The sequence below is a fragment of the Enterobacter asburiae genome (assembly GCF_008080435.1).
Classification (GTDB): domain Bacteria; phylum Pseudomonadota; class Gammaproteobacteria; order Enterobacterales; family Enterobacteriaceae; genus Enterobacter; species Enterobacter asburiae_C.
In genome coordinates, this window is record NZ_VRKN01000003.1 from 227,767 (window position 1) to 254,504 (window position 26,738).

The window sequence follows — 26,738 nt, forward strand, 5'->3', positions numbered from 1 at the left end:
CGCCTTTTTAACAATAAGGACATGCCATGATCGATTTACGCAGTGATACCGTAACCCGCCCGAGCCGCGCCATGCTCGAAGAGATGATGGCCGCCCCGGTCGGGGACGACGTCTACGGCGATGACCCGACGGTCAACGAACTGCAACGTTACGCGGCTGAACTGAGCGGCAAGGAGGCCGCCCTGTTCCTGCCTACCGGTACGCAGGCTAACCTGGTCGCGCTGCTCAGCCACTGCGAGCGCGGTGAAGAGTATATCGTCGGCCAGGGCGCGCATAACTATCTCTACGAAGCCGGCGGCGCAGCGGTGCTCGGCAGCATTCAGCCGCAGCCCATCGACGCTGCGCCGGACGGCTCCCTGCCGCTCGATAAAGTCGCGGCGAAAATCAAAGCCGACGATATTCACTTCGCCCGTACCAGGCTGCTCAGCCTCGAAAATACCCACAACGGCAAAGTGCTGCCGCGCGAGTACCTGAAAGCCGCGTGGGAATTCACCCGCGAGCGCAGACTCGGCCTGCACGTGGACGGTGCGCGTATTTTCAACGCCGTGGTGGAGTACGGCTGCGAGCTGAAAGCGATCGCGCAATACTGCGACTCGTTCACCATCTGCCTCTCAAAAGGGCTGGGCACGCCCGTGGGTTCCCTGCTTGTCGGCAACGCGGACTACATCAAGCGCGCCAACCGCTGGCGCAAAATGACCGGCGGTGGCATGCGTCAGGCAGGTATTCTGGCGGCTGCCGGGCTGTATGCCCTGAAAAACAACGTGGCGCGTCTGAAGGACGATCACGACAACGCCGCGTGGATGGCGGCACAGCTGCGCGAAATTGGCGCCGACGTGATGCGTCACGACACCAACATGCTGTTCGTTCGCGTGGGCGATGACCACGCCGCTGCGCTTGGTGACTTTATGAAATCACGTGGCGTGCTGATCAACGCCTCACCTGTCGTGCGCCTGGTCATGCATCTCGACGTGAGCCGCGAACAGCTGGCGGACGTGGTGAAACACTGGCAGGCGTTTTTACAGCGATAAGGAGCATCACGTGCCGCAACGAATTCTGGTGCTCGGCGCCAGCGGGTATATCGGTCAGCATCTCACCGCGGCGTTAAGCCAGCAGGGACACCAGGTGCTGGCTGCGGCACGCAACACCGAACGCCTGCAAAAACTCAGTTTGCCTGGCGTCATCTGCCACAACGTTGACCTCAACTGGCCGAAGGAACTTCCCGCGCTGCTGGAAGGGGTCGACACGCTTTACTACCTGGTGCACAGCATGGGCGAAGGCGGGGATTTTATCGCCCACGAGCGGCAGGTGGCGATGAACGTCCGCGATGCCCTGCTGCAAACGCCGGTGAAGCAGGTGATATTTTTAAGCTCGCTCCAGGCGCCCGAACATGAGCAATCCGATCACCTGCGCGCCCGCCAGTTGACGGCTGACACCCTGCGCGGCGCCAACGTTCCCGTCACCGAACTGCGCGCCGGCATTATCGTTGGCGCAGGTTCCGCCGCCTTCGAAGTGATGCGCGACATGGTCTACAACCTGCCGGTACTCACGCCGCCGCGCTGGGTTCGTTCGCGCACTACGCCGATTGCGCTGGAGAATTTACTGCATTATCTGGTGGCCCTGCTGGATCACCCGGCGGAGCAACACCGCGTGCTGGAAGCCGCTGGCCCGGACGTGCTGAGCTATCAGGAGCAGTTCGAACGTTTCATGCGCGTCAGCGGCCGCCGCCGCTGGCTGATCCCCATCCCCTTCCCGACCCGCTGGATTTCGGTGTGGTTTTTGAATGTGATCACCTCCGTGCCGCCGACGACCGCCAAAGCGCTGATCCAGGGGCTGAAACACGATCTGCTGGCGGACGATCGCGCGCTGCGGGCACTCATTCCCCAGGAGCTGATCCGCTTTGACGATGCCGTGCGCAATACGCTGAAAGAAGAAGAGCAGCTGGTGAACTCCAGCGACTGGGGTTACGACGCTCAGGCGTTTGCCCGCTGGCGGCCAGAGTATGGCTACTACCCGAAACAGGCGGGCTGCACGGTGAAAACCCATGCCAGCCTGGCCGCGCTATGGGACGTGGTAAACCAGATTGGCGGCAAAGAAGGTTATTTCTTCGGTAATATCCTCTGGCAAACGCGCGGGGCAATGGATCTGCTGGTGGGGCACAGGCTGGCGAAAGGTCGCCCGGCACGCCCGTATCTTGAGGTGGGCGATGCCGTCGACAGCTGGAAGGTGATCATCGTCGAGCCGGAAAAACAGCTGGCGCTGCTGTTCGGTATGAAAGCCCCGGGGCTGGGCCGACTCTGCTTTACCCTGAAAGACAAAGGCGATCATCGTGAACTGGACGTCCGCGCCTGGTGGCATCCGCACGGAATGCCGGGTCTGTTCTACTGGTTGTTGATGATCCCCGCGCACCTGTTTATCTTCCGGGGAATGGCAAAACGGATTGCGCAACGGGCAGAACAAAAGCAGGAAAATAACTAAATAAAACTCTTATTCTTTCACCTTTCCCATTGCATACCGCCGTAATTCACGAAAGAATGCGCACGAAATTCTTTTCAACACAGTGGATAGATATGAAGGTACTGGTTACCGGGGCGACCAGCGGCTTAGGCCGAAATGCGGTCGAATTTCTGCGCAACAAAGGCATCAGCGTCAGGGCTACCGGTCGCAACGAAGCGATGGGAAAACTGCTGCAAAAAATGGGCGCAGAGTTCGTTCATGCTGACCTGACGGAGCTGGTCTCCTCGCAGGCGAAAGTGATGCTCGCCGGTATCGACACGCTGTGGCACTGCTCCAGTTTCACCTCCCCGTGGGGTACCCAGGAAGCCTTCGATCTCGCCAACGTGCGGGCAACCCGCCGTCTGGGCGAATGGGCCGTCGCCTGGGGCGTGCGTAACTTTATTCATATCTCGTCACCGTCACTCTATTTCGATTATCACCACCATCGTGACGTGCAGGAAGATTTCCGCCCGGCTCGCTTTGCCTGTGAGTTTGCCCGCAGCAAGGCGGCCAGCGAAGAGGTGATTGACCTGCTGGCGCAGTCGAACCCGCATACCCGTTTTACGGTACTGCGTCCGCAGAGTCTGTTCGGGCCGCACGACAAAGTGTTTATTCCGCGTCTGGCGCAGATGATGCACCACTACGGTAGCGTGCTGCTGCCGCGCGGCGGCGATGCGCTGGTGGATATGACCTATTACGAAAACGCCGTTCACGCCATGTGGCTGGCAAGCCAGCCGGACTGCGATAAGCTCATTTCCGGTCGAGCCTATAACATCACTAACGGCGAACCGTGCACGCTGCGCAGCATTGTGCAGCGGCTGATCGACGAGCTGCAGATCAACTGCCGTATCCGTTCAGTGCCCTACCCGATGCTGGACATGATTGCCCGCAGCATGGAGCGTTTTGGCAGTAAATCGGCCAAAGAGCCTGCGCTGACGCATTACGGCGTATCGAAGCTTAACTTTGATTTTACGCTGGATATTTCGCGCGCGGAGAACGAGCTGGGGTATAAGCCGGTTGTGACGCTGGATGAAGGGATTGTGCGCACGGCGGCGTGGTTACGGGATCACGGGAAGTTGCACCGGTAAGCAACCCAGCCTCATGTAGACCGGGTAAGCGCAGCGCCACCCGGCAAAAGACAGAGTGTGCGGTAGACAGTGAGTGCGGCCTGATGCCCTCACCCCGACCCTCTCCCACCGGGAGAGGGTGCAAACAGTAAAACGGCAACCTTTCGGTTGCCGTTTGCTTTTACAAAGCCGTCCAGGCGTCAGACCATGCCAGACCTGCGCCTGGTTCATAGTATGCCGGGGCGTTGTTACACCAACCGCTGTACGGGAACGGTTTGCACTGGAACAGTTTACCGTGGTTGTTCACGATATCACCTGCGTTGTACTTGCTGTTCGCGCTCCACGCCGGGTAAGCACCGTCATCCTGAGAAGGTGTTGATGCTTTCGCTTTCACGTTCAGCAGGTAAGAGGTGGTGCTGCTTAGTTCGCCATCGCTGACGGTCAGGCTCACTTCAATCTGCTGTGCCGTGGCGGATTCTGGCGCCTTGAAGGTCACAACCGCTTTATCCTGACCGGTGACGGTCTGACCATCCTGAGAACGCCAGGTGTAGGTCAGCTTGTTACCATCCGCATCCGTAGACCCTTCCGCGCTTAGAGAAACCTGCGCACCCGCTTCAACGGCACCGATTGGGCCAGCAATATGCGCAACCGGCGCATGGTTCATCGCGACAGGTTCTGCCGGGGTTTCATCCGGCGTTGGTGCTGGCGTTACCGGGGTTTCATCCGGCGTGGTTGCAGAGCCGTCATCGTTCACGATGTTCACATTAAAGAACTTCTGCACACACTTGCTGTAGTCACCCTCTTTAAATGCGCTGAATGGCGTCTGGTAACCCACCAGTTGGCAGGAGTAAGTTGAACCCGTCGGGGTATCCGGACTCCATCCCCAGTCCTGTTCCCAGTAAATCTTCAGGGCACCGGCACCACCTTCGTCGAACTGCTTCATATTGGCGCAGCCCAGCACTTCATTTGCCGGAACAGGCACTTTCAGGTAGTTTGCGAACTCTTTGTAGTACTTGATACGGTTTTGCGACTGGGCAATTTCCGTCGGGCCGCCGCACTCTACGCCGCCGTTGATGATCTGAGTGGTCACGCCAAAGCCAGAGACCAGACCGTTGGCTTTATCGTGATCGTTCGGCTGCCACGTACCGTCGATAACCTGCAGCATGCTGGGTTTTGGCGGCTGTGGATAGGCGAAGAAGAAGATCGCACTCGCCAGGTTCAGCCAGGTGTCCGCCACCAGCTCCGGTTTTTCGAGCAGGGTACGCACGTCACCGTACATCGCTTCAGAGAACGGGCCGTAGTTGTAGTTGTAGGACAGCTGCTTGGCTCCGCGACCGAAGTAGCTCAGGAAGTCACCGTCTTTGTCTTTACCGCACGGCCAGGTCTGCCCCTGCCAGACGTCCGGGTTACATTCGCCGTTATAGCCCCCCTTCTGGCCTTCGCTCCAGCCCATTTCACGCACGTGAACCAGCGCCTGGCGCCACTCGGCTTCCGGACGCCAGCTTTCGTGGCCGCCGGTTTCCTGGGCAAAGTGGGCAAACATGGTTGCCAGCTCTTTGCGGCAGATGGCGTCGCTGTCGCGACCGTCTTTGTAGGTCTTACACAGCGCCGGGAATTTACCCACCGCTTTCAGGAAGTTGCTGTAGGTGTACGCCTGCGCGCGCAGCGGGAATAGATACTCCCAGTCGCTGGCCTTCACGATCCCTTCCACGCGCTTCACGTTTTCCGGGTTCGCCGCACGGCCTGGCTCAATCATTTCAACCTGAGCATTGTCCAGCGTCTGAATAGTCTCTTTTACGGAGGCCATCAGCGGGAAGCTGGTCAGCTCTTTTTCCTTCTTCGCCAGATCGCTGGCTTTCATGGTGTACGGCTCACTGGTGGTCGCCTGCAGCGAGGCAGCCTGCGCCATAAACGGGGCTACGCATGCGCCAGCAACGAGTACACTCAGTAACGTCCTTTTGTTCATTTCAGTATTCCTGTAAATAGAAGTTAAATTATAAATCCCGGCTTATGTATTAATCCGTTAATAAATAAACCACAGACAGCTGTTTTCACTTTTCGAAGAACACCCTCGGGAATTCTTCAAAAATAAAAAACGTTAATCACGTGCTGCTAATTTCAATTGCTGGTATTTCGTCCAGACCTTGTGGGCATATTTCATACGCTGCGGATAGTTCTCTTTTTTTAATCCGGCGTTATACGCACCCACGGCCTCCCAGTTATAGCCATAAACCTTAATCATCCCGGACAGGATGGACGCACCGACCATGATGGAGGTACAGGGCTCGGCCATCAGCCGATATTCATCAATCCCCCGGCTCTCCAGCTCCGTAAAATGCGAACTGTTAATTTGCATCAGCCCGACATCACGGGTGCCATCGTGGTTTTGCCCAACCGCATACGGGTTCATACCGGATTCAACGTTAGCAATGGCATACAATAAATAGGGATCGACATGATAATAATGCGCCGCTTTATCCCAACAGTTTGCCAGTGCGCTTTGGCTTATTATCAATAACAGCAAAATTAATTTTTTCATTTTTACCTGCAGACAGTCTCGGTGATTTCTCCTTACCCACATCCTGTTAAATGAATTTTGAAGCACTCACCACCCGGTTAAAGATGGTGAGTGATTTAGCGGGTGATATTATTTACAGTCCGCAGATGCGCCTTCTTTCACCCATACATCGCTATTGCCTGGTTTATCACCGCGGGTCCACCATTTGGCACGGTATACAGACCCCTGATAGGTGGTCGTTTCGCCACCGTTGTAAACCAGGTCAGAACGCCAGTTCATCTTCACGTTGCTCACCAGTTCCCATGCGTCCACACCGAAGCCAGGCTTGTTACCCTGCGTCCAGTACTTCGCTTTCCACACCAGGTGGTCGGCACTCACGGTGTCGCCACTGTTGTAGATTTTGCTGGCATCCCACGCGGCATATTTGCTGGCGTTAGCATCGACAGGTGCGTCGCAGCTGCCGGTTGCCGTGCCTTCGTCAGATGGCGGAGTGACGTCATCAGACGGCGGTGTTACTTCGTCAGCAGGTGGGGTTACATCGTCAGCAGGCGGCGTGACGTCAGCCGGTTTCGGATTCACCGTTACCTGTACGTTAGACTGCACGCTGGTTTTACCGTCGCTCACGACAACGCTCAGGGTGTAGGAAGAGGCAGAGCTCACTTCCGGCGCAGTGATGTTCACGTTCGCAGTGTCAGTACCGGTCGCGTGCATATCCGCTGGAACGCTCCAGGCATAGGTCAGCGCATCGCCGTCAGGATCCGCAGCCTGCGCATGCAGGGCGTAGGTTTCACCCGCCTGCAGCGTGACCGCTTCCATCTGGTTCACAACCGGCGCCTGGTTGGCTTTCGGTGCTTTGTTCACAACCTGTACATCAATCGCGTTGCTCAGGCCTTTAGCGTCAGTCACCGTCAGGCGGAACACCAGAGTCTGGTCGGAAGTTGCTGCTGCAATGTTAAAGGTCGCTTTCGTTTTGGTGCTGTTGGTGATGGTGACCGATGGGCCAGAAACCTGAGTCCATTTATAGGTAATCGCATCACCATCTGGATCGCTGGAAGCAGAACCATCGAGCGTAACGGTTGCCGGTCCTGAGACGTTCTGGTCGGTAGATGACGCGATTGGCGCGTGGTTGGTTACAACCGGGTCGACCGGAGTAGAACCGCCCATCAGGCTCTCATTCATCGCGTTCAGGATATCGCCGGTATCAGAATCAATAGACCATGCGAAGAGGCCGCCCAGGTTATTCGCCAGAACGTACTTACCTTTTGCAGTTGTTGAACGCGCGTCTTCATAAGAGATCAGATCACCCGTAGATTTGTTGAATACATAAGGTGCTTCAGCGGTTGCGTCGTAACCGGATTCCCAGCCTGGCTTGCCTTTGTATTCGTTAACAATCTGACGGTAGTCAACCACGCCCGGTTCCCAGGTGCCTTTCACCATACCGGTTGCGGTACCGGTGAATGGATTGTCGCCGGTGTAACCATGAACGCCGGTCCAGCCACGGCCATACATACCTGCACCCACGACGATTTTGCCTGGCTGTACGCCCTGTTCAAGCAGCGCGTTAACGCCGTTTTCAGTGGTGTAGCTGGTGTCTGGTCTCCAGGACGGTGCACGCAGCGCAGCCTGGTGGCCCAGATCGGTGTTGCTCCAGCCGCCGTAGAAGTCATAGCTCATCAGGAAGATGTGGTCGAGATACTGTTGAGCGGTGGTGTAATCCACATCCTCAATTTTATCTTTACCGGCACCGATGGCGCTGGTCAGTTCGTAGGTACGGCCAGTCTGAGCGGAAAGTTCGTTCAGCATGGCACGCAGATCGTGCATCAGCGCGGTATAGGTCGCTTTGTCCTGCTGCGGGTTACCCTTGGTTTCCGTCACACCGCCGCCGCCCGGGAATTCCCAGTCGATATCAACACCGTCAAAGAATTTCCAGGTCTGCAGGAATTCTTTGACGGAAGACACGAAGCGCGCGCGAATGGCAGGGTCGCCCATGTGGTAGAACGGATCGGACAGCGTCCAGCCACCGATGGAAGGCAGCACTTTCAGGTCTGGATGCGCTTTTTTCAGCGCCATCAGTTGGCCAAAGTTACCTTTGTACGGGTCGTCCCAGTTAGAAACGCCAGCCTGAGGTTTTTGCAGCGCAGCCCACGGATCGTGGATCGCCACGGTAAAGTCCGGTCGGCCCTTGCAGTCACGCTGAAGCACTTCGAAGCTGTTACCGCCTTCAACGGTTTTCAGACCGTCGTTGATGCCGTCACCGCCACAGATAGGAATAAAGCCATACAGAATGTGGTTCAGGTTCGCAGCCGGAATTTTATCAACCGGGAAGTTACGACCATACACGCCCCATTCAGGGAAATACGCCGCAACCACTTTATCGGTATGCTTAGCGAAGGTTTTGTTGTTCTCCTGCATCGGCGCATTTAGCGGCAGCAGGTGGCTACCGTCGGTATCTGCCACGATGATCAGCTTGCTGGCGCTCTTCGTGCAGCCGCTGGTATTACAGAGTTCAACCTGCTCCTGATAACGTCCGCCCTTTTTCACCTTGAAGGTCGCAGAGCCGTTCGCGCTGCCCGCCCCTGTCCAGACGGTTTTACCATCCAGCAGCACTTTTGCAGAGGTTGGTGCATCACCGCTCCAGACGTTCCACTCGACTTTCACATCCACACCATCGTTGTGTACTTTAACGAGGTTGTTGTAATCCTGTGCCGCCGGGTCGACTTCAACAAGCGCAAACTTGTCATTGCCATAGCCGATAGTCGGCGTACCTGGTGCCGCTGCAAATACTGAGCTTGTTGCGGCTGCAACAAAAAGCGCCAGATATTTAGGCTTCATAAATTTCATTTTTATTTCCTGATAAATTTATTCGTAACGTTAATAACCCATGTCTTCCGTGAGAACATGGATACGTATTTAACCAACCTGAAAACCGTGACAAAAAAGTGTTGCTGCGTTGTATTCCTCCATAAAAAGATACAAGCCCAAATTCCGTGTAGCTTATATCCCTTACGATACACTGAGCGCAAAGAGGCGTCCTTCTCTTCCACCGTCGAAAAAATTTATAAAAAAACTTGACCTGAATATTTAAAATATGAAAGCGAACTGCTGCCCAATAAACACCACTATTCCAGCAAATGAGAGATACGGTCCGAAAGAAATAGTGAGGTTATTTTTATTTAAATGCGTTAACGCGAAATAACCGACAATCCCGCTCAACGCGGCGATTAATTCCAGCGTGGGCAATGTCTGCCAGCCACACCAGGCGCCCAGGGCCGCCAGCAGCTTAAAATCACCATATCCCAGCCCTTCCCGTCCGGTGGTCAGGCGAAACGCCCAGTAGAGTAGCCAGAGAGACAGATAGCCCGCCACGGCGCCGAGCAGCGCATCGCGAAGCGGCAGCGTATGGTCAAAGGCATGGAGCAATAATCCCGCCCACAGCAGAGGCTGGGTCAGGCAGTCCGGCAGCAGCTGGTGCCGCCAGTCGATCATGGCCAGCGGGAACAGGAACGCGGCCAGTAGCCACAGGGAGAACAATGCCTGGACGTCCGGCATACACCAGGCGGTGATACCAAAAAACAGTGCGGAAAAAAGTTCGACCAAAAATATCCGCAATGGGATAGCGGTACCGCAACAGCTACAGCGCCCGCGTAACACAAGCCAGCTAACCAGCGGGATATTCTCCCAGGCGGCCAGCGCGTGCTGGCACGCCGGGCAGTGCGAGACCGGGAACAGCAAATTACCGCCGCCTTCTTCTTCCCCCACCATGCCCGGTACGCGCTCGGCGACGACGCCCAGAAAGCTCCCCACAATGCCGCCCAGGATCGCGCTCATCACCGGAAACCCGACCGGGTAGACGTCCCGCATCAGCGCGAAGGTATTCATGCGGTTTTGCTCCAGGTAAGCTGCACCTCTGCCTTGACGTCGCTGAGATGATCGACCGGGGTGAGGTTTATTTTTTGCAGCCTGACGCCGGAGGTCTGGTTAATTTCCCGCAGCCAGCTTTTTAATTCATACACATTTACACGTTTAACGACGAACGATAATGTTTGTCCATCCTGACGCACATCTGTCAGGGGAAGATTAATTTCCTGCGCACTGCTCTCTACCACCGTACGCGGGTTATCCGTTTTGAGCAGTTGAACCTGGAGATGGTTTTTATCTATTTCACTGCGCATCCAGTTCAGCGTCTCTTTTTGTCTGCTCAGCGTGGCTTTACTGTTTTGAATTATATTATCCAACGGGATCACGACTGCGTAATAGACGGCCGCCCCCACCAGGGCAACGGCACATATTTTTATAATGACTTTTTCCCTGGCGCTGTAATTCTGGTAACGAGACTTAAGCTGCGCGATTCGCTCTTTCATTTATATTTCCCTGCGATCATGGCGGTATAAGGCGCAGCGGTGGAAACAGGCTGCAGGGTGAAATCAAAGTTTTCACCGGCCTGCTTCACAAACGTCTGCAACGCGGTTTGATTTTGCGCACTGACGCTCAGCGTCAGCGTATTCTGTTGGGCATCGTATTCCAGCAGATCAATTTCCATCGCCGGTACGGCCTGCCTGGCTTTCTCCAGCTCTTCAAGCTGCAAAAAGACCCCTTTGGTCTGCTTCTTCAGGTTTTGACCAAAGTGGTATTTGATGTTGGTTTGCTGGCGCATGCTGGGAAAATGGTGCTGGTAAACCTGAACAATCTCCTGCTGAATGGCATTCTCCTGCTGCACCAGCATCCAGGCCATGACGACGCGCGGGCCCAGCAACAGGCCGAGAGAGAGCAGGCCCGCCGCGGCCATCACCGCTTTGATTCCCTTCGAAGCTTTGCCCGCGCCCGCTTTCGCGCTGAATTCACCGTGCAGGAGCGTAACGCGGCAGGCGTGCCACTGCGGCTGGATCAGGACCAGCGGATGCTGCCAGGGGTGCCCGACGTCAACGTCGACGCCAGCAGGCGCGTCACCGTAACAGCACACGTCGCCCTCTCCGGCTTTCTGCATCAGAAGCGGCAGCAGGCTCGCCTCCATTTCGCCAGCAACATGGGGTGATAAACGCAGCCAGTAGCTGTCGTCCAGGGCAACGAGCGTACTCCCCCCTGCCGTCACGGGCAGCAGCCAGGCATCCGGCAGCGCCTGTATGACCTTTAATCCGGCCGCCTGACAGCGGGCTAACCACCCGCGCAGGCAATCGGCGTCGATGGCCACTGCGTCAACCTCGGCGCCCTTCTTGTGGAGCACCGTCCAGTGGAGATTGTCCACGTCGCCAATCATCGTCTCTTCCGCCATCCACGAGAACGCCGTCGCCTGCGAGGCGATTTTCTTCGGCAGCGTGAAGTGGCGGAAGATCATATTGCTGGCGGGCAGCAGCAGACAAACGCGGGCGGCCAGAGGATGGTCCGCCAGCGCGTCCAGGCTCTCCAGCACTTCAACCTGCTCCCTGTCGGAGACACACCACATTATTTTCCCGCCCTCGCGGCTGTCGGGACGGACAAAAAGGACCTGTTTCATAGCGTTCTACTTTTCTTATTCAATCATTCGGTAACGACGTTGCCACGTCACGATCTCACCGGCTTCGTTATTCACCTGAAGCTGGCTCACCACGCGAAGCGTTAATTCATCGGTATTGCCGGTATAATTGACGCGGAAATACCGGCTATTAATGGAGAGATAGTCGGCCACCTGCGGGAGGTCGTCTTTCAACTGCGGGAAGGCCTGCTCCAGCGCTTTGCTGAAGGTTTCCATATTTTCCCAGCCGGTTTCAGGACGCGATTCAATCAGGCGAACGGCATCATCTTCATTGAGTTTTCCCGGGAACAGGGCGGCCAGTAAGGCGGCCTGCTCCGGTTTCAGGGTATTCACATCCACCTTGCTGGCGGAGTCCGGCAGCGCGCACAGCAGCTTGCTCACCTTCGGGTAAGCGGCAGCCGGGAACGCGGGCAGCAGCTTGATCTCAGCTACCGTGCGCATCATCTGGTTTGCCGGTTGACGAGCGGGCACCACGCCAGCCCAGGCATCGGTCTCTGCGCCTTCTTTGGCCGTCGTCGTGTCGCCATCGAGATAGTCCACCAACTGGTCATAAACCTCTTCCGCGTTGGTCTGGCTCAGGCCGCTCTCCGTCAGAAGCTGTTCAACAATCTGCTCTCTGCGGGGCTTTTCCGGCACCGCCGGGGCATTTTGTCCCTGCGCCATTTTTTCGGCCGCCAGCAGGTTGTTGACGTTAAAGCAGTCCTGGGCGTCTTCCACCTGGCTGACCACCGTGTAGTCTTCACCCCGGGTTTCCAGCGGCTGATGCCAGTCACCCTCGGGTGCGAGCGCTTTGCTTTCCCCGCTGGCGTCGGTCTGCAGCCGGTCTTTCACTACCTTTTCCTGCGCCTGCATCGCCCAGCGCAGCTGCTGCTGGCTCACCTGGTAATGCGTTTTTTGCAGGTTGCGGCAGAACTGCTGGCTGATTTTGGCGGCCAGGGCCGACATCATCACCAGCAGGATCAGCACCACCAGCAGCGCCACGCCTTTCTGTTTGCGTAATGCATTCATGATTTTGCTTCCGGTGGCGGTGGTGGTGGTGCGGCCACTTCAGGCAGATCGCCCGGGGTCGTAAACACCCAGCGCCAGGTATCGCCATTTTCCATGGTCAGCGTCAGCTCTACGCCGTCCGGCAGGTGAGCCGGGTCGCTCCAGCTTTTCTGCCAGCCTTGATGGTAAAAACGCCACTGCAGGGATTTCACCTCGCTGACAATCGGCACTTCATCGGGTCTGGCGTCCGCCGGGCCGTCAATCACCGGCCAGACGTCGCGATACAATCGCCCCGCTTCCAGCCGCCAGCGCACGCGCTCCAGCTGGACCGTTCCGCTTACGCCGTTCAGCGTGGTCAGCTCAAGCGCATCGTCCACCTGACGGAACCGCTCCGGCTCGTTGCGCGGCGCGCGCGCCTGCAGCTGGTAGAAATCGCGCTCCATCAGGTTCCAGGCCCGCTGGAGCTGATTGAGCTTCGCCGCGCTGGCATCGGTGGCCGAACTGGTGCACATCGCCCCGTCCAGAATTTGCCAGGCCAGGGTGCCGATCACCGCAAAGATGGTCAGCGCAATCATGATCTCCAGCAGGGTAAAACCACGCTGGCGTCGGGTTCTCTTCACTTGCTCTCTCCCGGCGGAGCGATCTGCAACGCGATAACCGGCTGGCTGTCGTCACTTTCCGCATACACGCGGATGGCGTTAGCCCAGCCGTTGTCGGCAGTTTTGACCCGCTGCTTGCGCCAGTTCCAGCTACGTCCGCCCATGATTTCCGTCCCCCGCACTTCGGCGTCAGGGAAGTCGACTTTCGTGAGCTGCGCCTCCGCCAGCTGATTCTCAGCCACCCAGCTCGCCTGCAGGGTGTCGGCCAGCCCGTGGGTAAAACGCACGTTCAGGGAGACCGAGTTCATCAGCACCAGCGCGGCGGTGGAGAAGATGACCAGCGCGACCATCACCTCCAGCAGCGTCATTCCCGTTTGCTTGTTCTTGCCGTTAGCCATCGTTTTCTACCGATACCGGGGCCGCGCCTTGCGACACCACGCGGAAATGGTGCTGTTTGTCATAGCTTTGCAGCGTCAGGGTGAAGCGGCTGATTTCACCATCCGGTAAGAAGAGCACCTGCGGTTCGGAGGCGACCGTCGCAGCCAGGCGCTGCGGCGAGAGCGAAACGTGCATCTCCTCAGGGAAATCGCCTTTGGTAGTAATACGGCCCGCGGATAACGGTACCCAGCGGCGCTCGCCGTTTTTATCGTCGAGCGTCACCAGCTGATAGTTATCCGTGGTCATCACCAGCCCCACAATATTTCCGTCCATCACCGCACGGTCTGAACCATAATCAACGAGGGCTTTTAATTGCTGGCCAAATATGTCTGCGCCGCTGCGCGAAGGTATTGTTGACACCACCATCATGGCGCAGCTAGCAAATATCACCAGCGCCAGAATAATTTCCAGCAACGTAAAGCCGCGTTGATGTTTCATTATTTCTCTTTCTTATCCAGAGACCAGTTCGTAATATCATCGGCGGTATTGGCTTCACCGTCCGGACCAGCAGAGAAGACGTCAACCGCGCCGTGTTCGCCCGGGCTCACCAGGATATAATCTCCACCCCACGGATCCTGCGGCAGGCGGCGGATATAGCCATCGGCGCGGTAGCCATTAGGGATAGGTGCGATTTCAGGTTTGGTCACCAGCGCCTGCAAACCCTGCTCGGTGGTCGGGTAGCGGTGGTTATCCAGCTTGTACATATCCAGCGAACCTTCGAGCGCGACAATATCGCTGGTCGCTTTTTGCGTATCCGCTTTTTCTTTATTGCCCATTAAGTTTGGCACCACCATACTCGCTAAAACGCCGAGAATAACGATCACCACCATTAATTCGAGCAGCGTGAAGCCCGCCTGGCGAGCCAGGTGTTTTCTTTTTATAGCCATGATTTAACCTACCATATTATTAAGTTGCAGAAGCGGTTGTAATATTGACAGCACGATGAATAAAACAATCGTCGCCATGGAGACCACCAGCGCCGGTTCAAATACCGACAGCGTTAAGGTAATTCGATGCTGCAGTGCCGATTCCTGGTTTTCCGCCGCGCGGTCCATTAAATTGCCTAATTCCCCGCTCTCTTCGCCGGAGGCAATCATGTACAGCATGGTCGGCGGGAATAACTTCGCCTGCTCCAGCGCCGCATAAAGCGATGCCCCCTGGCGCACGGTATCGGCGGCCTGCTCCAGCACCTGCCGGGCGTAGAGGTTTTCGATACCGTCCATGGCGATATACATCCCCTCCAGCAGCGGCACGCTACTGGCCTGCAGGATGCTCAGGGTACGGATATAGCGGGCGCTGTTGATGGCGCACACCAGCTTTTTAATCGGCGAGCCGTTCACCAGCCAGCGGTTCCAGCGAAAACGGTTTTTGGCATTCCTGAGCCAGGTTTTAAAACCGACAAACCCACCGGCCAGGAGACCGACAATATAGATGCCGTACGCCTGCAGGAAATCGCTCACCGCAATTAGCGTGCGGGTGGTGATCGGCAGCTGCTGCTTCATGTGGGTGAACTGCTCAATCACCTGCGGCACCACCGCCACCAGCAGAATGCCGATCACCGCAATGGCCACCACCGTCAGGGTGATCGGGTAAACCATCGCCTGCGTCAGCTTGCTTTTCATCTTCTGGCGCTGCTCGTTGTATTCCGCCAGCTTCTCCAGCACGTCGCCCAGGTGGCCGGTCTTTTCACCGGCCATCACCAGCGTGCAGTAGAGCTTGTCGAAGGTGCGCGGGAACTGGCTAAACGCGTCAAACAGCGTGTGGCCCTCCACCACCTTCTCGCGGATCTCCACCACCATCGCCGCCAGCTTTTTGTCCTCCGTCTGCTTCGAGATCGCTTTCAACGCGCTTTCCAGCGGCAGCGCGGCGTTGACCAGCGTGGAGAGCTGACGGGTGAACATCGACAGCACCGGCGTGGAGAGCTTTGCCCCGGTTTTTGCTTTACCGGACGCCGCCGCCTCGCGGGTTTCGGTGATGCTGACGGGCATCAGCTTTTGCTCGCGCAACATCTGGCGAACCTGCTTTTGCCCCTCGGCCTGCAGGGTGCCGCGCCGGGTTTTGCCCGCGACATCCGTCGCCGTCCAGGCGTAGAAGGCCATTACTCATCTCCCCCGCGCTCGGCGGTGACGCGCATCACCTCTTCCAGAGAGGTGATGCCGCTAATCACCTTCAGCAGCCCGTTTTCGCGCAGGCTGTAGGCCTGCTTAAAGAGCTGCGTTTCGATGGACATTTCGTCCTTATCTTCATGAATGGCCCGGCGTAGGGTGCTGTCCACCACCAGGAATTCATGAATACCGGCACGGCCCTGGTAGCCGCTCTGGCGGCAGTGCTCGCACCCCACCGCGCGGTAGATCGCGTTGGGCGGCGCGTCCATAAAGCTGAACAGCGCTTTTTCATTGGCGTCCAGCGGACTGGTGGACCGGCAGTGCGTACACAGCCGACGCACCAGACGCTGGGCAATGACACCGAGCAACGATGAACCGATTAAAAACGACTCCAGCCCCATATCGCGCAGACGGGTGATCGCCCCTGCAGCGCTGTTGGTGTGCAGCGTAGACATGACCAGGTGACCGGTGAGCGACGCCTGCACCGCAATTTGCGCGGTTTCACCGTCACGAATTTCCCCGATCATCACCACGTCCGGATCCTGACGCAGGATGGCGCGCAGCCCGCGGGCAAAGGTCATGTCCACGCGCGGGTTAACCTGCGTCTGCCCCACCCCTTCCAGCTCGTATTCAATCGGGTCTTCCACGGTCAGGATGTTGCGCTCATCACCGTTCAGCGCCGAGAGAATGGCATACAGGGTGGTACTTTTACCGGAGCCCGTGGGCCCGGTGACCAGAATAATGCCGTGCGGGCGGTCAATCAGCCCTTTCAGCTTCTCCAGCTCTTCATCAATCAGACCCAGCTTGTTGATGTCGGGCTTCAGATTGCTTTTATCGAGCAGGCGCATGACCACGCGCTCGCCGTACTGGGACGGAATGGTCGATACGCGCACGTCGATCGCCTTGCGGCCAATGCGCAGGGAGATGCGGCCATCCTGCGGCAGGCGCTTCTCGGCGATGTCAAGTTTTGACATGACCTTGATGCGCGACACCAGCAGCGGTGCCAGCTTGCGCGCCGGCTGCAGCACCGGGCGCAGCACGCCGTCGACGCGAAAGCGAATGCTCAGCGTGCGCTCGAAGGTTTCGATATGGATATCCGACGCGCCGTCTTTCACCGCCTCGCCGAGAATGGCGTTGATCAGGCGGATCACCGGAGAGTTTTCGTCGTTATCGAGCAGATCCTCGTTATCCGGGATCTCCTCGGTTAACGCCATCAGGTCGATATCCGCGTCCATGTCATCCACCAGCTGCTGCGACACGCCGCTGCTCTGCTGCCAGATTTTGGCCAGCAGCTCGTCAAAGGCCTCCGGCGTCAGGGTCACCGGAACGAACGCGCGTCCCAGCACCCGGCGCACCTCCAGCAGTGCAAACGCCGGGGTATCTTCACGGATATAGACGTCGTTGTTGTAAAACAGAACGCCGTTATCTTTTGCGTAGCTGCTGCTACACAGGGTTTTCGTCGGTTCGTCCACGGTGCCCCCTCCGCCTTAGTGTTTAAACGGATTGCGTGCGGCGCTGGTTTTCACCGGTGCGGCGCTGGCGTCAACGGGAAACGCGGGCAGGACCGCGTTATCCGTGGGTTCAATAATGCCGAGCTTTTTCTCTTCCACGCGCTGCTGCTGGCGGGCACGGATCTGGTCATATTTCTCTTTCGACGCCGCGCTGTAGTTGTCGTCATCACGCAGAACGGTGGTATGGATAAACACCATCAGGTTGCGTTTCGACGTATCCTGCGAGGTGTAGCGGAACAGCTGGCCAACCAGCGGGATATCGCCCAGCAGCGGCACTTTGGAGACCGACTGTTTGGTGACGTTTTCCATCAGGCCGCCGAGCACCACCGTCTGCCCGCTGTGCACCATCACTTCGTTGTTGATGGTGCGGGTGTTAAAGGTTGGGCCGAGGCTGGCGTCTTCCGTCGCGCTGTTGTCAACGCTGGAGACTTCCTGCTCAATCTTCAGGTGGATCATGTCGCCGTCGTTGATTTGCGGCACAATTTTCAGCTTGGTACCGACCGTCTTACGCTCAACGGAGTTAAAGACGTTGTCGCCGCTGGTGGTCTGAGAGCCAGAGAGAACCGGCACATCCTGACCGACGTTGAACGACGCTTCTTTGTTATCCAGCGTGACCACGCTTGGCGTGGAGAGAATATCGTTTTTGCCGTCGGTGGAGAGCGCGGTCACCAGAGCCCCGAAATCGCCGTTAAAGAAGCCGGTCGCCAGGCCGGTGAAGCTCGCCCCTTTCATGGTGCCGTTTTTAATCTGGCTGATAGGCAGGCCGGTAGAGCCGAACTGCACCCCGCCGTGCTTGCTGCTCCACTGCACGCCAAGATCCAGGCCGTTACCGTCCTGCACTTCAGCAATGATCGCCTCTACCAGCACCTGCGGACGGCGGATGTCGAGCTTGTCGATCACCTTCTCCAGAGAGTTCATCACGTTTGGCTGGGCGGTGATCACCAGTGAGTTGGTTGACTCGTCGGCGCTGATGTTCAGATCGCTGGACGCGGTGGCGGTTTTCGCCTTCGGCGTGCCGGCCTTGTCTTTCAGCTGTTCCCCAATCCCGGTGAGCACCGGTACCACCTTCGTGGCGCTGGCATATTTGAGATAGAAGACGCGGGTATTCCCCTCGTTGTTCTGCTCGCGATCCAGCTGATGGATCAGGGAGCGGGTACGCATGCGCGCATCTTCCGAACCGCTGATCACCAGGCTGTTGGTTTCGTCATCCGCCACCACTTTGGTCGCCAGCTGCGGCGCGTTCTGCCCCTTCTGCTCTTCGTTGTTGAGGTTGTTCAACATGTCTGAGAGCTCTTTGGCGGAGGCAAAGCGCAGCGGTACGATCTCGCGGCGCTGAATACCGTCTTTATCAACGCGCTGCACCAGATCCACCAGGCGGTTCACCACCGAGGCTTTACCGGTCAACAGCAGCACGTTGGACGGCTCGAAGTGCACCACGTTACCGATGCCGGTGGCATCGTTAAGCTGGCGCAGCAGCGGCGCCAGTTCACGTACCGGCACATTTTCCATGCGCACGACGCGGGTGATGATCTCATCGCCTTTGCCCGGGTTTTTGCTGTCTGCCAGCGGCGCGCCTGCGGTGCGGGCCACGCTGGAACGCACCACTTTCACCATGCCGTTATCCATCGGGATCACCGACAGGCCGTACAGATCCAGCACGCTCAGAAAGAACTGGTAATACTCATCTTCCGTCAGCACGTTGTAGGTTCGCACCGACACCGTGCCCTGAACGGACGGGTCGACGAGAATGGTTTTATTCAGATTGCGGCCTACCGTATCGATAAACTCGCGGATATCGGTATTTTTAAAGCTCGCGCTAAAGTTGGCTGCAAGCAGCGAACTCGAATATAACGACAATGCGGTCAGCGCCACGCACGCCCATGGAAATTTCTTCATGTCTCTACACTTGTTAATTGTTTAGAACATTAACCCGAATATTTTCAAGGTGAGCGTGACGTCTGACGACGACCTCCGCTTCTTTCATTTTCGACCAGTTGGCAATAATACTTTTTGCCTTTGCTTCATCGGTCATATCGACAGAATTGACTTCTACTGCCACGTCACCCTTTTTCAGCCCTGAATCGCTGTAGAAGGAGGAGGCATTCCTTGGATTAATGTTGTAGCCCTCCAGTTGGCCCTTTTCGATTAACGGCTTTAACACCAGATAATCATTCAGATGCACGCTTTCCGCGCCTGCATCTTTCGTCGATTTGGTCACCGGGTCGCTGTCAACACCGCCCTTAAAATAATCAGGTTTATTTAACGCCAGTACCTGCGTAGCACCTTCGTAATTAACCACCACATTGTCTTTGTTAATTTCCTGAATAAAGGCATCGTTATAACCGGTCAGCGACTCGCCTTCACGGTAGCTCTTCTGACCACCCGGTGTTTTGATAACGGCGAACGAAAGCCAGGCGTCATCGCTGCGCACGATACCTTCGATCTCCGCTGCCAGCGGGGCTTTTACCGCCGTTGCCATGTTGTCCTGACGTACCGCCGCTGTGAAAAGGGTGAATGTCTTGTCGTCACGACGCGTTTTCAGCGGCTGCGCATCGGAATTAGCCAACTTATTCGTAACTTTTTTATAATCTTTAAACGTCAGATATCCTTGCTGGCCGCAAAAAATTAACAGCGCAAACATAATGCAAGGTGTTATCCACCGTGACAGAAATGAGAACCTCATTTTTCATCTGGCCTTTAACAAAGCGAAAATAAGCAGCATCGTGCTGCGCCAATATGTGAGCAAAGAGTAATTTCCCGCTGTAAAAACGACCACTGACTTTGCCGCTAACTTTCATACCGAAAAATATTGACCGTATAAAATCCAGATGTTAGGCCTCGCCGGCAGGATATTTTTACCCTGTGCGCAAATTGACCACCCTATAGCGTTGCTTTACTTTCTCGTCCTGTTGCTATTCCTAATCAGAGACGGTAAGTCGTTATGTATCAGAGCCACTTTAATTTTAAAAATCCGCCCTTTCGGAAAATAACCCGGTTATCCGGGGATTTTCTGGTGCCTTATCATCAGGACGTGTTCAACCTGCTGAAAGAAAAAACCCAACAGGCGGGGATTACTGGGCTCTTTGCTGACGATGCCCCACTGCTGGGCCAGTTCAGCGATGCGCTGAAATCCGCTAATCCTGGCGCGCTTGCCATCAACGCGTTTCCAAAACTGAGTGCCAGTAGCCTGCTGTACAAACTCAACCCGGGAACGAAAGAGAGCAAGAACCGGCTTCAGGCGGTGGATGCCGTACTGCATCAGTGGCAGGAGGGGAAAACCAGGACGAAAGTGCTGGTGATTAGCCATACCGAGGCCATGAAAGAGACCTGTCGGGAAGTGCTGGCTATGCTGCTCACGCGTGCGCAGGAGCTGGGGTTTAGCCTGACCGTCGTACTGATGGGGGCTGCGGAACAGGACGCCGTCCTGATGCAGCAACCGGAGCTGCGTGAATATGCTCACACCCACCACACCCTGCGCCCCCTTACCTGCCGGGAGTCTCTCAGCTACGTTCAGGCGCAGTGTGAAGAGCACGGGTGCGAGAATGCGCCACTCACCCCGGCGCGCGTGCGCAAGATGCATGCGCTGACCCGGGGGAATATCAGCAAGCTGAATGAACTGGCGCACCTGTCGATGCTCGCCGCCTGGACCGAACGTGCAGCCCGGGTCAGCCCGCGTCATTTACGGCTGGCCTCCGGCGAGATCCTGCCCGCGAAAAAACACGGTAAGCGCCTGGCTACCGTCGGTTTATTCGCGTCCGTGCTGTTTGCCGCCTGCGGCTGGTATTTCACCTCCTCGATCGGTGCAAAACTTCCGGTTCAGCTCCCGGTGCCTGTTAGCTGGAAACAGCAGACGCCACACGTTCAGGCCCCGGTGGTGCCGGTTATTGACAACGAGGTGGTAAATCTGCCGGATGCGATGCATCAGCTCTATCTGATGTGGGGGTATGACGCCTCGGCGGACGATGCCCTGTGTCAAAACGCCGCGAAGGTGAACCTGATGTGTAAGCAGGGGAACGCCTCACCGGACGCGCTGGCGCAGGAAGATTATCCGTGGGTAAGTGAACTGAAAACCGGCAACCACCTCAACTATGCTGTGGTCGCCCGCGTCGGGAATAACTCACTCGACCTGCTGATGAACAACCGTACCTGGCAGGTAAGCCGCAGCTGGTTTAACCAACATGCCACCGGGAACTATACGCAATTGCACCGCCTGACGCCGGAAGGTAAAGACGCCATCAGCGCCGCCAGCGATGCGAAAGACATGGGTTGGCTTGACCAGCAGTTAAGCGTGGCCCTTAACCAGCCGGAAACCCATGCCCAGACCTGGACAACGGAGATGATGAAACGCACCCGTGAGTTCCAGCAAAAAATGCATCTGCATGTGGATGGCATTCCCGGGGAAGATACGCTGATGCAGTTAATGCGTGAAACCCATTCCACGCCGAGCGTATTAATACAGGCCTCGCGTTCCACACCGGACGCGACAAAGCAGGAGAAACATTCCTGATGTCTACCATCTGTCTTGCGGCCCAGCGCAGCTACACTACCGGGGAGGCGGTCTGGTTTTCATACCGCCTCCCCAGCCTGAGAAAAATCTTCGGCAACGCTTTTTTATGGACGTTGAGCCTGTGCGCCATGCTGATGGCGGGCGTGTACGCGCATACTTACTGGAGCCTGCGCCATCCTGCGCCGGAACCGGTAAAAAAAGCGCGCGTCGCGAAACCCGAAACGCAGCTTTCCGATATGCACTATGTGTATGTCAGCAAGCCGTTCCCGCATCCGCATCCTCAACCGAAACCGGCGCCTGTGCAGGCCGAGGTACCTGCCATGCAGGATCTGCCGATTAACAGCGATGATACCGACTGGCAGCAGGCACCCGACGGCGCGGAACCACACGATACGTCGCGGGATACGTTACCCGGCACCGAAGCGCATGATGTCGCACCCGCCAGCGCAGGCAGTAACGATGCCTCACTAACCGAGTTGTTTAAGCAGGCGTTAAAAGAACAGGAGCAAGATTATTCTCAAGGCAAAATTCCCGCGCCGCCGGTGGACGAAACGCAGGATAATTCACAGTCGAATGTGCTACATAAGGTGGATAACCGATCGCCTTTGAGTCAGAAAGGCGACCGGCTGGAGTAACTAATATTTTTCAGGCAGCGTTGTCAGGTTAAGGAGTCGACCTTTTTCCACAACAATATACTGACCTTTTTTCAGATCGGAGAGGATTTTAATAATGGTACTGCGCGCCAGGTTGGTGTATTCCTGAATATAATCGTAAATATTAATATCACGTTGATGATGAACAATCAGTTCATTAATCTCGTATAAAAATTCACGCACCACTGAATAAGCACTGCGGGCAACCAGCACATCGTCACGTTTGCTCAGCATGCAGATGTACCAGGAGAGAACTTTGGTCAGTTCAGGCCATAAATTGTTGTCCGTCATCAGTTGGGCGAAGACTTCTTTCCTGATCGAGCGCACCACGGTGTTGGCACGAACGAGGCCGTACATATGGGTTGCGCTGTAGTACATAGAAGAGAGACCAAAAATGCACTGGCCTGTTACCGTGAACATACACAGTTCGTCGGATTCGCGGCGGAATTCAACCTCACCGCTGACGATAATATGAATATATTGTGAATCAGACGTGGATATTTTCTGCCATTTCTTTAAGGCTTTCTCTTCAAAACCTGTCGTTGCAGAAATAATGGCTTCCATTTCATGTTGCGGACGTAATTTTTTTGCATAGATGCTTAACATTGTTATACCCGATTTAAGATGTGAAATTTTAAAATGCAGGTCTAAGGCAAAAAAAACCTTAACCTTCTAATATCTTCCTGATGATGTTCTCAAGGAGGAAAAATAAAGAATAAGTGCGATATATTTATTTGCCGCATTACTTAGCAAGCTATGTGTCTATCTTAAATCCGGATAATTTTAAGTCAATTAACTAAAAATGAATTGAGTTTGTACTTAAGATTAATCTGAAGGGAGTCAGGATGAGCTAAGGCATTCGGGGGCGTCCGAAGGATCACCCCTGCCCGTATTTCTCCAGAAGGGCTTCGGCAATGGCCATCGTTTCGACGTCCGCGACGCCGTTCCACAGGTCAGGCCGAAAATGCATCTGGAACGCCGTGATGATGCGCTTTTGCTGCGCCGGGGTGCTGTCAACCGGTACCTCATAGCCATACCGCGCGAGGAGATCGAGTAATGCCCCGGTATCCACCTGCTGATAGCGCGGACGCCCGTTTATATAGAAGGCGACGCGTGCCGGATCGGGCCACGCACCAATCCCTTGCAGAGCAAGCTGTCGCCACGGGAACAGCGGACCAGGGTCGTCTTTGCGCTGCGGAGCGATGTCCGAATGAGCCACCACATTTTCAGGCCTGATGTTGTAGCGGGTAATAATGTCTCTGGCGAGCGGCACCAGCGCCGCAATTTGCGCAGGCTCAAAAGGGGTAAAGTACTTAACGCCCGACGTTTTTTGCCAGCCACGGTTCTCCAGCTCAATGCCGACAGACGTATCATTGATGCGATTGGTGCCGCGCCAGAAGCTGATACCCGCATGCCAGGCCAGTTCGCTCTCGGGTACCAGCTGCCAGATGCGCGGCTTACCGTCCGGTGCCGGGGGTTTAGCGGGGATCAAATAGTGAGAGCTGACGTTCTTATCCGTCAGCGTGGCCAGCGAGCTGTCAAAATCATCCGCGGTGTAGTGGATCACCAGCACCTTGATGCGCGGATAAGCCGCCTGCGCCTGATGACGCGTATCCAGCTCGTAGGCGCCTTTATCGATAATCCCTTTTTCGGTGACACACCCTGCCAGCAGCAGCGCCAGCAGGAGTGTTGCAAACGAACGCCTCATCGGAGGGTTTTCACCGCCGTACCGCTTACGCTCACCATCAGCATGCTGGCATCTTTCCCGACCGTTTCGTAGTCGATATCAATCCCCACGACCGCATCAGCGCCGAGGGCTTCAGCCTGCTCGCCAAGCTCTTTAAAGGCGATCTCACGCGCTTTGCGCAGCTCTTTTTCGTATGCGCCCGAGCGGCCGCCAACGATATCGCGGATACCGGCAAAAAAGTCACGGAAGATATTAGCGCCGAGAATCGCTTCGCCGGTGACCACACCGCAATACTCAGTTATTGTCTGCCCTTCCAGGGTTGGCGTTGTTGAAAACTGCATGGTTTCTCTCCTTCTTTAGCGTTCAATGCCTTAGGCACAGCATTATCGGTTCGTTACGCTATGATTGAAAGGATAGTTAATAAATAAGGAAATCAACATGCGCTATTCTGCTTTAACACTTTTCGTGCCCTGCGCGCTGGTGCTCAGCGCCTGTACCACCACGGTCACGCCAGCCTTTAAGGATATCGGTACCCGCAGCGGCCCCTGCATCGAGGGCGGCCCGGACACCGTGGCGCAGCAGTTCTATGATTATCGCATTCAGCACCGCAGCAACGATCTCACCGGCCTGCGCCCGTATCTGAGCGACGGTCTGGCAAAACTGCTTAACGACGCCACCCGCGATCCGCAGCATAACGCCCTGCTGAAATCCGATCCGTTCTCCAGCCGCGCCACGCTGCCGGACAGCGCCGAAGTGGCCAGCGCGTCCACCATCCCGAACACGGATGCCCGTAATATTCCACTGCGCGTGAAGCTGACGCAGGGAACCCAAACCTGGCAGGATGAAGTGCTGATGATCCGTGAAGGACAGTGCTGGGCGGTAGACGACGTGCGCTACGTTGGCGGTAGCGTTCATGCCCCGGCAGGCACGCTTCGCCAGTCGATTGAGAATCGCTAAACCCGCCGATACAACCTGGTAACCCCCGTAAAATGTGCGGCATTTCATGCGGAATGCCGACATTTATACTCGCCGACCTTACCGTTCGCTATTTTGTGCTATGTTTAAGAGGAAATACGGGTTATATTTAACTTTTAACGCAGAAATATTGCATAACTATTCTGTCAACGGTACTATCTGCGGCCTCAATTGCTATAGATTGCCTGGATGAGTAAAGACTGCCCCGATGAGTATTAAACTAAACGGCATTAACTGCTTCTACGGCGCACACCAGGCGCTGTTTGACATCACGCTGAACTGCCCGGAAGGCGAAACGCTGGTTTTGCTTGGCCCAAGCGGTGCAGGCAAAAGCTCCCTTCTGCGTGTCCTTAATCTGCTTGAAATGCCCCGTTCAGGTACGCTGGCGATTGCCGGTAACCATTTTGATTTCGCGAAAACGCCGTCTGATAAAGCGATTCGCGAACTGCGTCAAAACGTCGGCATGGTCTTCCAGCAATACAATCTCTGGCCGCATCTGACCGTCCTGCAAAACCTGATTGAAGCGCCGTGCCGGGTGCTGGGGTTAAGCAAGGAGCAGGCGATCGCCCGTGCCGAAAAGCTGCTGGATCGTCTGCGTCTTAAGCCTTACAGCGACCGCTATCCGCTGCACCTTTCCGGTGGTCAGCAGCAGCGCGTAGCCATTGCCCGCGCACTGATGATGGAGCCTGCGGTACTGCTGTTTGATGAACCAACCGCGGCGCTGGACCCGGAAATCACCGCCCAGATCGTCAGCATCATTCGCGAGCTGGCGGAAACCAATATTACGCAGGTTATCGTCACCCACGAAGTGGAAGTGGCGCGTAAAACCGCCAGCCGTGTGGTCTACATGGAAAACGGTTATATCGTTGAGCAAGGTGATGCGAGCTGCTTCGCGAACCCGCAAACCGATGCCTTCAAAAACTATTTATCTCATTGATTGTGTCAGGGGAAATATAATGAAAAAAGTATTACTTGCCGTGCTGCTTGCTGGCGTTACCCTTTCTGCTACCGCAGCCCAGACCATTCGTTTCGCCACGGAAGCCTCTTACCCTCCGTTTGAGTCCATTGATGCAAACAACAAAATTGTTGGCTTCGACGTGGACCTGGCTAACGCCCTGTGTAAAGAGATCGACGCGACCTGTACCTTCAGCAACCAGGCGTTCGACAGCCTGATCCCTAGCCTGAAGTTCCGCCGTATCGACGCCGTGATGGCCGGTATGGACATCACCCCGGAGCGTGAAAAGCAGGTGCTGTTCACCACCCCTTACTACGACAACTCCGCCCTGTTCATTGGTCAGAAAGGGAAATTCACCTCTGTCGACCAGCTGAAAGGCAAAAAAGTCGGCGTGCAGAACGGCACCACGCACCAGAAATTCATCATGGATAAACATCCGGAAATCACCACCGTTCCGTATGACAGCTACCAGAACGCGAAGCTGGATCTGCAAAATGGCCGTATCGATGGCGTATTTGGTGATACCGCGGTCGTGACCGAGTGGCTGAAAGCCAACGATAAACTGGCGCCAGTGGGCGACAAAGTGACCGATAAGGATTACTTCGGTACTGGTCTGGGGATTGCCGTTCGTCAGGGCAACACTGAGCTGCAGCAGAAATTCAACGCTGCGCTGGAAAAAGTGAAGAAAGACGGCACCTACGAAACCATCTACAAAAAATGGTTCCAGAAGTAAT

26 protein-coding genes are annotated in these 26,738 nt (G+C 56.1%); 8 read left to right on the forward strand and 18 right to left on the reverse strand.

The genetic code is table 11. The features are described from left to right. Positions 1-26: 26 nt before the first annotated feature. The 3 genes from ltaE to FU672_RS06905 all read left to right on the forward strand — a co-directional run bounded on the left by ltaE (position 27) and on the right by FU672_RS06905 (position 3,581). A complete protein-coding gene (ltaE, locus tag FU672_RS06895) occupies positions 27-1,028 on the forward strand; it encodes a low-specificity L-threonine aldolase (RefSeq protein WP_148242678.1) in 1,002 nt (333 codons plus the stop codon). Between the two features lie 10 nt (positions 1,029-1,038). Further along, positions 1,039-2,475 (forward strand): SDR family oxidoreductase, encoded by a 1,437-nt coding sequence (locus FU672_RS06900; protein ID WP_148242679.1) that lies wholly within the window; start codon positions 1,039-1,041, stop codon positions 2,473-2,475. Positions 2,476-2,567: 92 nt separating this feature from the next. After that, positions 2,568-3,581: a 3-beta-hydroxysteroid dehydrogenase gene (locus FU672_RS06905; protein ID WP_148242680.1), complete on the forward strand. Its 1,014-nt coding sequence runs from the start codon at positions 2,568-2,570 to the stop codon at positions 3,579-3,581. Between the two features lie 160 nt (positions 3,582-3,741). Here the strand turns inward: FU672_RS06905 and FU672_RS06910 are convergent, their stop codons facing one another. The 15 genes from FU672_RS06910 to gspC all read right to left on the reverse strand — a co-directional run bounded on the left by FU672_RS06910 (position 3,742) and on the right by gspC (position 19,868). Next, entirely contained in the window at positions 3,742-5,526 is a 1,785-nt protein-coding gene (locus FU672_RS06910) for a glycoside hydrolase family 19 protein (RefSeq protein ID WP_148242681.1), read from the reverse strand. Positions 5,527-5,658: 132 nt separating this feature from the next. Then, positions 5,659-6,099: a type III secretion system invasion protein IagB gene (iagB, locus tag FU672_RS06915; RefSeq protein WP_148242682.1), complete on the reverse strand. Its 441-nt coding sequence runs from the start codon at positions 6,097-6,099 to the stop codon at positions 5,659-5,661. A 108-nt stretch (positions 6,100-6,207) separates the two neighbouring features. Then, a complete protein-coding gene (locus tag FU672_RS06920) occupies positions 6,208-8,919 on the reverse strand; it encodes a glycosyl hydrolase family 18 protein (protein ID WP_148242683.1) in 2,712 nt (903 codons plus the stop codon). 240 nt (positions 8,920-9,159) lie between these two features. Next, positions 9,160-9,957 carry a prepilin peptidase gene (locus tag FU672_RS06925; protein ID WP_148242684.1) on the reverse strand — a complete coding sequence of 266 codons (798 nt, stop codon included), beginning with the start codon at positions 9,955-9,957 and terminating at the stop codon, positions 9,160-9,162. Continuing rightward, a complete protein-coding gene (locus tag FU672_RS06930; RefSeq protein WP_148242685.1) occupies positions 9,954-10,439 on the reverse strand; it encodes a type II secretion system protein M in 486 nt (161 codons plus the stop codon). The genes FU672_RS06925 and FU672_RS06930 overlap by 4 nt, the downstream gene beginning before the upstream one ends. Beyond that, on the reverse strand, positions 10,436-11,569 hold the full coding sequence (gene gspL / locus FU672_RS06935) for a type II secretion system protein GspL (RefSeq protein WP_148242686.1): 1,134 nt from the start codon (positions 11,567-11,569) through the stop codon (positions 10,436-10,438). The genes FU672_RS06930 and gspL overlap by 4 nt, the downstream gene beginning before the upstream one ends. 15 nt (positions 11,570-11,584) lie before the next feature. After that, positions 11,585-12,595 carry a type II secretion system minor pseudopilin GspK gene (gene gspK, locus FU672_RS06940; protein ID WP_148242687.1) on the reverse strand — a complete coding sequence of 337 codons (1,011 nt, stop codon included), beginning with the start codon at positions 12,593-12,595 and terminating at the stop codon, positions 11,585-11,587. Then, a complete protein-coding gene (gene gspJ / locus FU672_RS06945; RefSeq protein WP_148242688.1) occupies positions 12,592-13,194 on the reverse strand; it encodes a type II secretion system minor pseudopilin GspJ in 603 nt (200 codons plus the stop codon). Before gspJ ends, gspK begins: the two co-directional genes overlap by 4 nt. Beyond that, complete coding sequence (gene gspI / locus FU672_RS06950) at positions 13,191-13,571, reverse strand: type II secretion system minor pseudopilin GspI (protein WP_148242689.1); 381 nt, start codon at positions 13,569-13,571, stop codon at positions 13,191-13,193. The genes gspJ and gspI overlap by 4 nt, the downstream gene beginning before the upstream one ends. Next, positions 13,564-14,049 (reverse strand): type II secretion system minor pseudopilin GspH, encoded by a 486-nt coding sequence (gene gspH / locus FU672_RS06955; protein ID WP_148242690.1) that lies wholly within the window; start codon positions 14,047-14,049, stop codon positions 13,564-13,566. The genes gspI and gspH overlap by 8 nt, the downstream gene beginning before the upstream one ends. Beyond that, a complete protein-coding gene (gene gspG / locus FU672_RS06960) occupies positions 14,049-14,498 on the reverse strand; it encodes a type II secretion system major pseudopilin GspG (RefSeq protein WP_014169334.1) in 450 nt (149 codons plus the stop codon). The genes gspH and gspG overlap by 1 nt, the downstream gene beginning before the upstream one ends. Positions 14,499-14,501: 3 nt before the next feature. Then, positions 14,502-15,710: a type II secretion system inner membrane protein GspF gene (gspF, locus tag FU672_RS06965; RefSeq protein ID WP_148242691.1), complete on the reverse strand. Its 1,209-nt coding sequence runs from the start codon at positions 15,708-15,710 to the stop codon at positions 14,502-14,504. Further along, on the reverse strand, positions 15,710-17,188 hold the full coding sequence (gene gspE, locus FU672_RS06970; protein ID WP_148242692.1) for a type II secretion system ATPase GspE: 1,479 nt from the start codon (positions 17,186-17,188) through the stop codon (positions 15,710-15,712). The genes gspF and gspE overlap by 1 nt, the downstream gene beginning before the upstream one ends. A 15-nt stretch (positions 17,189-17,203) precedes the next feature. After that, positions 17,204-19,123, reverse strand: coding sequence for a type II secretion system secretin GspD (gspD, locus tag FU672_RS06975; RefSeq protein WP_148242693.1), 1,920 nt, complete (start codon positions 19,121-19,123; stop codon positions 17,204-17,206). A gap of 13 nt (positions 19,124-19,136) precedes the next feature. Continuing rightward, positions 19,137-19,868, reverse strand: a complete 732-nt coding sequence (gene gspC / locus FU672_RS06980) for a type II secretion system protein GspC (RefSeq protein ID WP_148242694.1) — start codon at positions 19,866-19,868, stop codon at positions 19,137-19,139. Positions 19,869-20,168: 300 nt separating this feature from the next. Between gspC and FU672_RS06985 the strand changes: the two genes are divergently transcribed. Together FU672_RS06985 and FU672_RS06990 are read left to right on the forward strand one after the other, a co-directional pair. Next, on the forward strand, positions 20,169-21,734 hold the full coding sequence (locus FU672_RS06985) for an ExeA family protein (protein ID WP_148242695.1): 1,566 nt from the start codon (positions 20,169-20,171) through the stop codon (positions 21,732-21,734). Next, complete coding sequence (locus FU672_RS06990; RefSeq protein WP_148242696.1) at positions 21,734-22,369, forward strand: type II secretion system protein GspB, cryptic system variant; 636 nt, start codon at positions 21,734-21,736, stop codon at positions 22,367-22,369. Before FU672_RS06985 ends, FU672_RS06990 begins: the two co-directional genes overlap by 1 nt. Here FU672_RS06990 and FU672_RS06995 read toward each other — a convergent pair whose 3' ends face one another. The 3 genes from FU672_RS06995 to FU672_RS07005 all read right to left on the reverse strand — a co-directional run bounded on the left by FU672_RS06995 (position 22,370) and on the right by FU672_RS07005 (position 24,415). After that, positions 22,370-22,993: a helix-turn-helix domain-containing protein gene (locus FU672_RS06995; RefSeq protein WP_148242697.1), complete on the reverse strand. Its 624-nt coding sequence runs from the start codon at positions 22,991-22,993 to the stop codon at positions 22,370-22,372. A gap of 271 nt (positions 22,994-23,264) precedes the next feature. Next, positions 23,265-24,095: an N-acetylmuramoyl-L-alanine amidase gene (locus tag FU672_RS07000; RefSeq protein WP_148242698.1), complete on the reverse strand. Its 831-nt coding sequence runs from the start codon at positions 24,093-24,095 to the stop codon at positions 23,265-23,267. Beyond that, a complete protein-coding gene (locus tag FU672_RS07005) occupies positions 24,092-24,415 on the reverse strand; it encodes a heavy metal-binding domain-containing protein (RefSeq protein WP_023310944.1) in 324 nt (107 codons plus the stop codon). The genes FU672_RS07000 and FU672_RS07005 overlap by 4 nt, the downstream gene beginning before the upstream one ends. Before the next feature lie 97 nt (positions 24,416-24,512). Between FU672_RS07005 and FU672_RS07010 the strand changes: the two genes are divergently transcribed. From FU672_RS07010 to artI, 3 genes are all read left to right on the forward strand, one after another. Then, on the forward strand, positions 24,513-25,031 hold the full coding sequence (locus tag FU672_RS07010; RefSeq protein WP_063144468.1) for a lipoprotein: 519 nt from the start codon (positions 24,513-24,515) through the stop codon (positions 25,029-25,031). A gap of 226 nt (positions 25,032-25,257) precedes the next feature. After that, positions 25,258-25,986, forward strand: a complete 729-nt coding sequence (gene artP, locus FU672_RS07015; protein ID WP_148242699.1) for an arginine ABC transporter ATP-binding protein ArtP — start codon at positions 25,258-25,260, stop codon at positions 25,984-25,986. A gap of 19 nt (positions 25,987-26,005) precedes the next feature. Next, complete coding sequence (artI, locus tag FU672_RS07020) at positions 26,006-26,737, forward strand: arginine ABC transporter substrate-binding protein ArtI (protein ID WP_008500032.1); 732 nt, start codon at positions 26,006-26,008, stop codon at positions 26,735-26,737. The last annotated feature ends 1 nt before the right edge of the window (position 26,738 follow it).

Coding starts and splice junctions, on each gene's coding strand:
- FU672_RS06920 (WP_148242683.1), bottom strand. CDS start 8,919: ATGAAATTTATGAAGCCTAAATATCTGGCGCTTTTTGTTGCAGCCGCA.
- gspK (WP_148242687.1), bottom strand. CDS start 12,595: ATGAATGCATTACGCAAACAGAAAGGCGTGGCGCTGCTGGTGGTGCTG.
- FU672_RS06930 (WP_148242685.1), bottom strand. CDS start 10,439: ATGAAAGAGCGAATCGCGCAGCTTAAGTCTCGTTACCAGAATTACAGC.
- gspI (WP_148242689.1), bottom strand. CDS start 13,571: ATGGCTAACGGCAAGAACAAGCAAACGGGAATGACGCTGCTGGAGGTG.
- FU672_RS06925 (WP_148242684.1), bottom strand. CDS start 9,957: ATGAATACCTTCGCGCTGATGCGGGACGTCTACCCGGTCGGGTTTCCG.
- gspC (WP_148242694.1), bottom strand. CDS start 19,868: ATGTTTGCGCTGTTAATTTTTTGCGGCCAGCAAGGATATCTGACGTTT.
- FU672_RS06905 (WP_148242680.1), top strand. CDS start 2,568: ATGAAGGTACTGGTTACCGGGGCGACCAGCGGCTTAGGCCGAAATGCG.
- gspL (WP_148242686.1), bottom strand. CDS start 11,569: ATGAAACAGGTCCTTTTTGTCCGTCCCGACAGCCGCGAGGGCGGGAAA.
- iagB (WP_148242682.1), bottom strand. CDS start 6,099: ATGAAAAAATTAATTTTGCTGTTATTGATAATAAGCCAAAGCGCACTG.
- ltaE (WP_148242678.1), top strand. CDS start 27: ATGATCGATTTACGCAGTGATACCGTAACCCGCCCGAGCCGCGCCATG.
- FU672_RS06985 (WP_148242695.1), top strand. CDS start 20,169: ATGTATCAGAGCCACTTTAATTTTAAAAATCCGCCCTTTCGGAAAATA.
- FU672_RS07005 (WP_023310944.1), bottom strand. CDS start 24,415: ATGCAGTTTTCAACAACGCCAACCCTGGAAGGGCAGACAATAACTGAG.
- FU672_RS06910 (WP_148242681.1), bottom strand. CDS start 5,526: ATGAACAAAAGGACGTTACTGAGTGTACTCGTTGCTGGCGCATGCGTA.
- artP (WP_148242699.1), top strand. CDS start 25,258: ATGAGTATTAAACTAAACGGCATTAACTGCTTCTACGGCGCACACCAG.
- gspG (WP_014169334.1), bottom strand. CDS start 14,498: ATGGCTATAAAAAGAAAACACCTGGCTCGCCAGGCGGGCTTCACGCTG.
- gspF (WP_148242691.1), bottom strand. CDS start 15,710: ATGGCCTTCTACGCCTGGACGGCGACGGATGTCGCGGGCAAAACCCGG.
- FU672_RS07000 (WP_148242698.1), bottom strand. CDS start 24,095: ATGAGGCGTTCGTTTGCAACACTCCTGCTGGCGCTGCTGCTGGCAGGG.
- FU672_RS06995 (WP_148242697.1), bottom strand. CDS start 22,993: ATGTTAAGCATCTATGCAAAAAAATTACGTCCGCAACATGAAATGGAA.
- gspH (WP_148242690.1), bottom strand. CDS start 14,049: ATGAAACATCAACGCGGCTTTACGTTGCTGGAAATTATTCTGGCGCTG.
- FU672_RS07010 (WP_063144468.1), top strand. CDS start 24,513: ATGCGCTATTCTGCTTTAACACTTTTCGTGCCCTGCGCGCTGGTGCTC.
- FU672_RS06990 (WP_148242696.1), top strand. CDS start 21,734: ATGTCTACCATCTGTCTTGCGGCCCAGCGCAGCTACACTACCGGGGAG.
- gspD (WP_148242693.1), bottom strand. CDS start 19,123: ATGAAGAAATTTCCATGGGCGTGCGTGGCGCTGACCGCATTGTCGTTA.
- artI (WP_008500032.1), top strand. CDS start 26,006: ATGAAAAAAGTATTACTTGCCGTGCTGCTTGCTGGCGTTACCCTTTCT.